The 6,548-nt window shown below is 52.3% G+C and carries 5 protein-coding genes; all 5 read right to left on the minus strand.

Features of this window, described 5'->3' with window-relative positions:
* Positions 1–127: 127 nt before the first annotated feature.
* The 5 genes from truB to rimP all read right to left on the minus strand — a co-directional run bounded on the left by truB (position 128) and on the right by rimP (position 6,316).
* Entirely contained in the window at positions 128–1,072 is a 945-nt protein-coding gene (truB, locus tag FDW95_RS12190; RefSeq protein WP_096755534.1) for a tRNA pseudouridine(55) synthase TruB, read from the minus strand.
* Positions 1,072–1,476, minus strand: coding sequence for a 30S ribosome-binding factor RbfA (gene rbfA, locus FDW95_RS12195; RefSeq protein ID WP_115257397.1), 405 nt, complete (start codon positions 1,474–1,476; stop codon positions 1,072–1,074). The genes truB and rbfA overlap by 1 nt, the downstream gene beginning before the upstream one ends.
* 150 nt (positions 1,477–1,626) lie before the next feature.
* Complete coding sequence (infB, locus tag FDW95_RS12200) at positions 1,627–4,323, minus strand: translation initiation factor IF-2 (protein WP_115257396.1); 2,697 nt, start codon at positions 4,321–4,323, stop codon at positions 1,627–1,629.
* 24 nt (positions 4,324–4,347) lie between these two features.
* Positions 4,348–5,835, minus strand: coding sequence for a transcription termination factor NusA (gene nusA / locus FDW95_RS12205; RefSeq protein ID WP_096755531.1), 1,488 nt, complete (start codon positions 5,833–5,835; stop codon positions 4,348–4,350).
* A gap of 28 nt (positions 5,836–5,863) precedes the next feature.
* Entirely contained in the window at positions 5,864–6,316 is a 453-nt protein-coding gene (rimP, locus tag FDW95_RS12210; protein WP_135911333.1) for a ribosome maturation factor RimP, read from the minus strand.
* Between the last annotated feature and the right edge of the window lie 232 nt (positions 6,317–6,548).

Below are 6,548 nucleotides of genomic sequence, written 5' to 3' on the forward strand. Positions count from 1 at the left end.
CAGACTTGCCGCCTTGATGCAGCTCGAATGATTTTGTGTACACGCCGCGCGAACTGTTAAATAATTTACGCGACGTTAAGCGGCGGTATTCTACTCGCAGCGCCTTCTTATCGCAAGACAGAGAGCGCTATGCAGGATACTCAACCACCAGTCGACGAGGGGCGACACGACCTTCATCGTCGATCTCCCCCATGCCGATAAATTTGCCATCATCGCCTTCCGTCACGCGAACCAGCCCTTCCAGCGGCACGCCCGACGTACGTACCGGATTACCATTTTTAAAGTAAACCGATGATGTTAAAGGCAGATTAACAATGGGGTAGTCCGATGCCGGACTGTCCATTGGCATCAGCAGCGGATCAAGTAATTCTGCCGCCGGAATGTTCTGCTGTTCAGCCTGTTCAACCAGGCTGTGCAAATGTTCCAGCGTGACCATACGGTCTACCGGATACTTGCTGACCGTCAGACGACGCAGATACGTCACGTGCGCGCCGCATCCGAGCTTCTCGCCCAGATCGTCAACAATCGTGCGAATGTACGTGCCTTTGGAGCAATGGACTTCCAGCTCCAGTTCATTACCTTCGTGGCGAATAAACAGCAGTTCGTACACAGTAATCGGTCTGGATTCACGCGGGACCTCAATACCCTGACGCGCGTACTCGTACAGCTTTTTACCCTGATACTTCAGCGCTGAGTACATCGACGGGATCTGTTGGATGTCACCGCGAAACGTCTCCAGCGCGCTGGCAAGCTGTTCCGGGGTAAACGTCACCGGACGCTCCTGCACAATTTGCCCATCGGCATCAGAGGTATCAGTACGCTGTCCCAGGCGGGCCACCACGCGATAGCGTTTGTCAGAGTCCAGCAGGTACTGCGAAAACTTGGTCGCCTCTCCCAGGCAGATAGGCAGCATGCCTGTCGCCAGCGGATCCAGCGCACCGGTATGACCGGCACGGTTGGCATTGTAGAGGCGTTTTACTTTTTGCAGCACGTCATTGCTGGACATGCCTTGCGGCTTATCCAGCAACAGGACGCCATGAATGTCGCGACCACGACGACGAGGACGACTCATTAGTCCTCCTTGCTGTCGTCCGCAGGATTCACACGACGTTCATCGTCATGCTTCACCACGCTGGTCACCAGGTTAGACATGCGCATCCCTTCGACCAACGAGTTGTCGTAGAAGAAAGTCAGTTCCGGCACGATACGCAGGCGCATGGCTTTACCCAGCAGAGAGCGGATGAAACCTGAGGCTTCCTGCAAGGCTTTAATACCGTTCTTCACGGCAGCTTCGTCCTTGTCATTCAGGAACGTCACGAACACTTTGGCATACGCCAGGTCACGAGACATCTCAACGCCGGACACGGTAGTCATCACGCCGACGCGCGGATCTTTGATTTCGCGTTGCAGGATGAGTGCGATCTCTTTTTGCATCTCCTGGGCCACGCGCTGCGGGCGACCAAATTCTTTCGCCATAATAAATTCTCCAGAATAAAGACAAAAAAGGGGCCATAAGCCCCTTTTTAAATTTCATTGCCGGGTGGCGCTTCGCTTACCCGGCCTACCTCAAATAAGCTTCTATGCCTTGAACTGCCAACACAGCGGCAGCCCAAAAGACGACGAAAATTATGCGATGGTACGTTTGATCTCGATGATTTCGAACACTTCGATCATATCGCCAACGCGAACGTCGTTGTAGTTCTTAACGCCGATACCACATTCCATGCCGTTACGGACTTCGTTAACGTCATCTTTGAAGCGGCGCAGGGATTCCAGCTCGCCTTCATAGATAACCACGTTGTCACGCAGAACGCGGATTGGGTTGTGACGTTTAATCGTACCTTCGGTAACCATACAACCTGCGATGGCGCCAAATTTCGGTGATCTGAACACGTCACGTACTTCAGCCAGACCGATGATCTGCTGTTTCAGTTCCGGAGACAGCATGCCGCTCATCGCAGCTTTCACTTCGTCGATCAGGTGATAGATGACGGAGTAGTAACGCAGATCCAGGCTTTCAGATTCAATCACTTTACGTGCAGAGGCATCAGCACGAACGTTGAAGCCAACCAGAATCGCGTTGGATGCCGCAGCCAGCGTGGCGTCGGTTTCGGTGATACCACCTACGCCGGAACCGATGATCTTCACTTTCACTTCGTCGGTAGACAGTTTCAGCAAGGAGTCGGAGATCGCTTCGACAGAACCCTGAACGTCAGCTTTCAGGACAACGTTCACTTCGTGAACTTCGCCTTCGGTCATGTTGGCGAACATGTTCTCGAGTTTAGATTTCTGCTGGCGAGCCAGTTTAACTTCACGGAATTTGCCCTGACGATACAGTGCAACTTCACGCGCTTTTTTCTCGTCACGTACGACGGTAACTTCGTCACCCGCAGCCGGAACGCCGGACAGACCCAGGATTTCAACTGGAATAGACGGACCTGCTTCCAAGACTTCCTGACCCAGTTCGTTACGCATTGCACGAACGCGGCCGTACTCGAAGCCACACAGTACGATATCGCCCTTATTCAGGGTACCTTCACGAACCAGGACGGTAGCAACTGGGCCACGACCTTTGTCCAGGAAGGATTCGATTACCGCACCGCTTGCCATACCTTTACGAATCGCTTTCAGCTCCAGAACTTCAGCCTGCAGCAGGATAGCGTTCAACAGGTCATCAATACCGGTACCTGCTTTCGCAGAAACAGGGATGAACTGAGATTCGCCGCCCCACTCTTCCGGCATAACGCCGTACTGAGACAGTTCGTTCTTAACGCGATCCATATCGGCTTCTGGCTTATCGATTTTGTTGACTGCAACAACCATCGGCACCTGCGCTGCTTTCGCATGCTGGATAGCTTCAATGGTCTGAGGCATCACGCCATCATCTGCTGCAACAACCAGAACAACGATATCTGTTGCCTGTGCACCACGAGCACGCATAGAGGTAAACGCGGCGTGCCCCGGGGTATCCAGGAAGGTGATCATGCCGTTGTCAGTTTCAACGTGGTATGCACCAATGTGCTGGGTAATGCCGCCCGCTTCGCCAGAGGCGACTTTCGTTGAACGAATGTAGTCCAGCAGAGAGGTTTTACCGTGGTCAACGTGACCCATGATGGTCACAACCGGTGCACGCGGTTCAGCCGCTGCGCCAGTGTCACGGTCGCTCATTACCGCTTCTTCCAGCTCGTTTTCACGACGCAGGATAACTTTGTGGCCCATCTCTTCAGCAACCAACTGTGCGGTTTCCTGATCGATGACCTGGTTGATGGTGGCCATCGCACCCAGCTTCATCATCGCTTTGATGACCTGAGAACCTTTAACCGCCATCTTGTTCGCTAAGTCGCCAACGGTGATGGTTTCGCCAATCACAACGTCACGGTTAACGGCCTGAGCTGGCTTCTGGAAGCCTTGCTGCAGGGAAGAACCTTTACGCTTGCCACCTTTACCACCGCGACCAGCAGCACGTGCTTCTTCGCGATCGGCTTTAGATTCAGCGTGCTTATTGCCTTTCTTCTGAGGACGAGCAGCTTTCGTCGCAGTACGCGTACGGCCACGGCCGCCTTCTACTTCGCGATCGTTTTCGTCTTCTGCCTGGCGAGCATGCTGAGAAGTGGTGACGTGATAATCGGTCTTATCCTCTTCACCTTTTGCTTTCTCTTGCTCTGCCCAAACACCGGCATTTTCTTCCGCCATACGACGGGCTTCTTCAGCCACACGGCGAGCTTCTTCTTCAAGCTTGCGACGCGCTTCTTCTTCCGCTTTACGCTTCAGTTCTGCGGCTTCATTTTCACGGCGGGCTTTTTCGGCCTGGGCGGTTTTAGTCATATCGTCGGTCTGTTGATTGCTCACTTTGTCTTTTTCCGCAGCTTCACGTTTCGCTTTATCAGCGGCTTCACGTTTAGCTTGTTCTGCGGCCTCACGTTCGGCTTTTTGTTGCGCCTCGCGTTTAGCAGTTTCTTCTGCCTCACGACGGGCTTGCTCTTCCGCTTCACGCTGCGCCTGCTCTTCCGCGGCAAGGCGTTCTGCCTCTTGCGGATCGCGTTTCACAAAGGTGCGTGTCTTGCGGACTTCGATTTGTACCGATTTACTTTTTCCACCGGTACCAGGAATATTGAGAGTACTGCGCGTTTTACGCTGCAATGTCAACTTATCTGGTGCAGAGCCGTTCTCACGGTTCAGGTGCGCCAGTAAGGTTTGCTTCTCTTGTGCGGACACAGAGTCGTCAGCAGACTTCGGGATACCTGCATCAGCAAATTGCTGTACCAAGCGATCCACGGAGGTCTGTATCTCTGCAGCCAGCGTTTTTACGGTTACATCTGTCATACTGTTCCTTCCTGCTACAGTTTATTACGCTTCGTCGCCGAACCAGCAAATATTACGGGCAGCCATAATCAGCTCACCGGCTTTTTCGTCGGTCAACCCTTCGATATCAGCCAGATCATCAATGCCCTGTTCAGCGAGATCTTCCAGCGTACAAACACCACGGGCAGCCAGTTTGAAGGCCATATCACGATCTAATCCTTCCAGATTCAGCAGATCGTCAGCCGGTTTGTTATCACCGAGGCTTTCTTCCTGGGCCAGTGCCAGAGTGGTCAGTGCGTTTTTAGCACGCTCGCGCAGCGCTTCAACGGTTGCTTCATCCAGGCCGTCGATTGCCAGAAGCTCTTTCATTGGCACGTAGGCCAGCTCTTCCAGCGTAGCAAAACCTTCTTCTACCAGAACCGTCGCGAAATCTTCATCGATATCGAGATATTTGGTGAAGGTATCAATAGCAGCATGCGCTTCAGCCTGATGCTTAGCCTGCAGGTCATCAACGGTCATTACGTTGAGTTCCCAACCGCTCAATTGTGAAGCCAGGCGGACGTTCTGACCATTACGTCCAATCGCCTGAGCCAGGTTACCGGCTTCAACCGCGATATCCATGGTGTGTTTATCTTCATCCACCACGATAGACGCGACGTCTGCAGGCGCCATTGCGTTGATCACGAACTGTGCCGGGTTATCATCCCACAGGACGATATCGATACGTTCGCCGCCCAGTTCGGTAGAAACCGCCTGAACGCGTGCACCGCGCATACCTACGCAAGCACCCACCGGATCGATACGCTTATCGTTGGTTTTCACCGCGATTTTCGCACGAGAACCCGGATCGCGAGCCGCCGCTTTAATTTCAATCACTTCTTCGCCAATTTCTGGCACTTCAATGCGGAACAGTTCAATCAGCATTTCCGGTTTGGAACGCGTCACAAACAGTTGCGCGCCGCGTGCTTCCGGGCGAACGGAGTACAAAACACCACGGATACGGTCACCCGGGCGGAAGTTTTCACGCGGCAGCATGTCTTCACGCAGGATCACGGCTTCAGCATTACTGCCGAGGTCCAGCGCAATGTTGTCACGGTTAACTTTCTTCACCACACCGGTGACGATCTCACCTTCGTGCTCGCGGAATTGATCAACAACCATCGCACGTTCAGCTTCACGTACTTTCTGTACGATAACCTGTTTCGCCGTCTGGGTGGTGATACGGTCAAAGGTGACTGATTCAATCTGGTCTTCAACGTATTCACCCACGTTCAGACTCTCGTCTTCGTAACGTGCGGCTTCCAGAGTAATTTCTTTGGTTGGCTGAGTGACTTCTTCCACAATTACCCAACGGCGGAAGGTATCGAAATCACCGCTTTTACGATCGATTTCTACGCGAACGTCGATCTCTTGTTCGTATTTTTTCTTTGTTGCTGTAGCCAGCGCACTTTCCAGCGCTTCAAAAATTTTCTCGCGTGGCAGCGATTTTTCATTGGATACGGCTTCAACAACAGCCAAAATTTCTTTGTTCATCGCGGGCTTTTCACCTCAATCCAGACTGTTAAAAGTGGGGAACCAGGTTCGCCTTCTGGATATTACTCAGCGCGAACACTTCATCTTTACCGTCGACTGTGACAGTGATCATCTCACCATCCACCGCTTTGATAACGCCCTGCCATTTACGACGGTTTTGTACCGCCATACGAAGAACCAGCGTGACTTCTTCACCCAGGAAACGCACGTAGTGTTCAGCCGTGAACATAGGACGGTCGAGACCCGGTGAGGAGACTTCCAGGTTATAAGCAACGGTGATCGGATCTTCAACGTCCATCACGGCGCTAACCTGGTGGCTCACATCAGCACAATCATCAACATTGATGCCATCTTCACTATCAATATAGATGCGCAGTGTGGATGTGCGACCACGAATAAATTCGATGCCGACCAGCTCGTAGCCCAAGGCTTCAACTGGTGCTTTAATCATCTCTGTTAATTTTTGCTCTAATGTGGACAAGCCCACCCCCAAGACATAAAAAAAGGGCCTAAAGCCCAGTTATTCTGTAATCAGATAACAAAAAACCCCGATAAATCGGGGCTTTAGATAACTGAACCCTATAACCGCACCTGCGGTTCGGAGAACCTTCCGAAAGAATTTTTTTTCAAATCCAGCTACGAAGGCCTAAGTCTTCACAGTATATTTGAAAAAGAACTCTAAGGGAAAGTGGTTGCGGGGGCCGGATTTGAAC

Source organism: Citrobacter sp. wls718 (assembly GCF_005280945.1).
In the GTDB taxonomy this organism is placed as follows: domain Bacteria; phylum Pseudomonadota; class Gammaproteobacteria; order Enterobacterales; family Enterobacteriaceae; genus Citrobacter; species Citrobacter gillenii.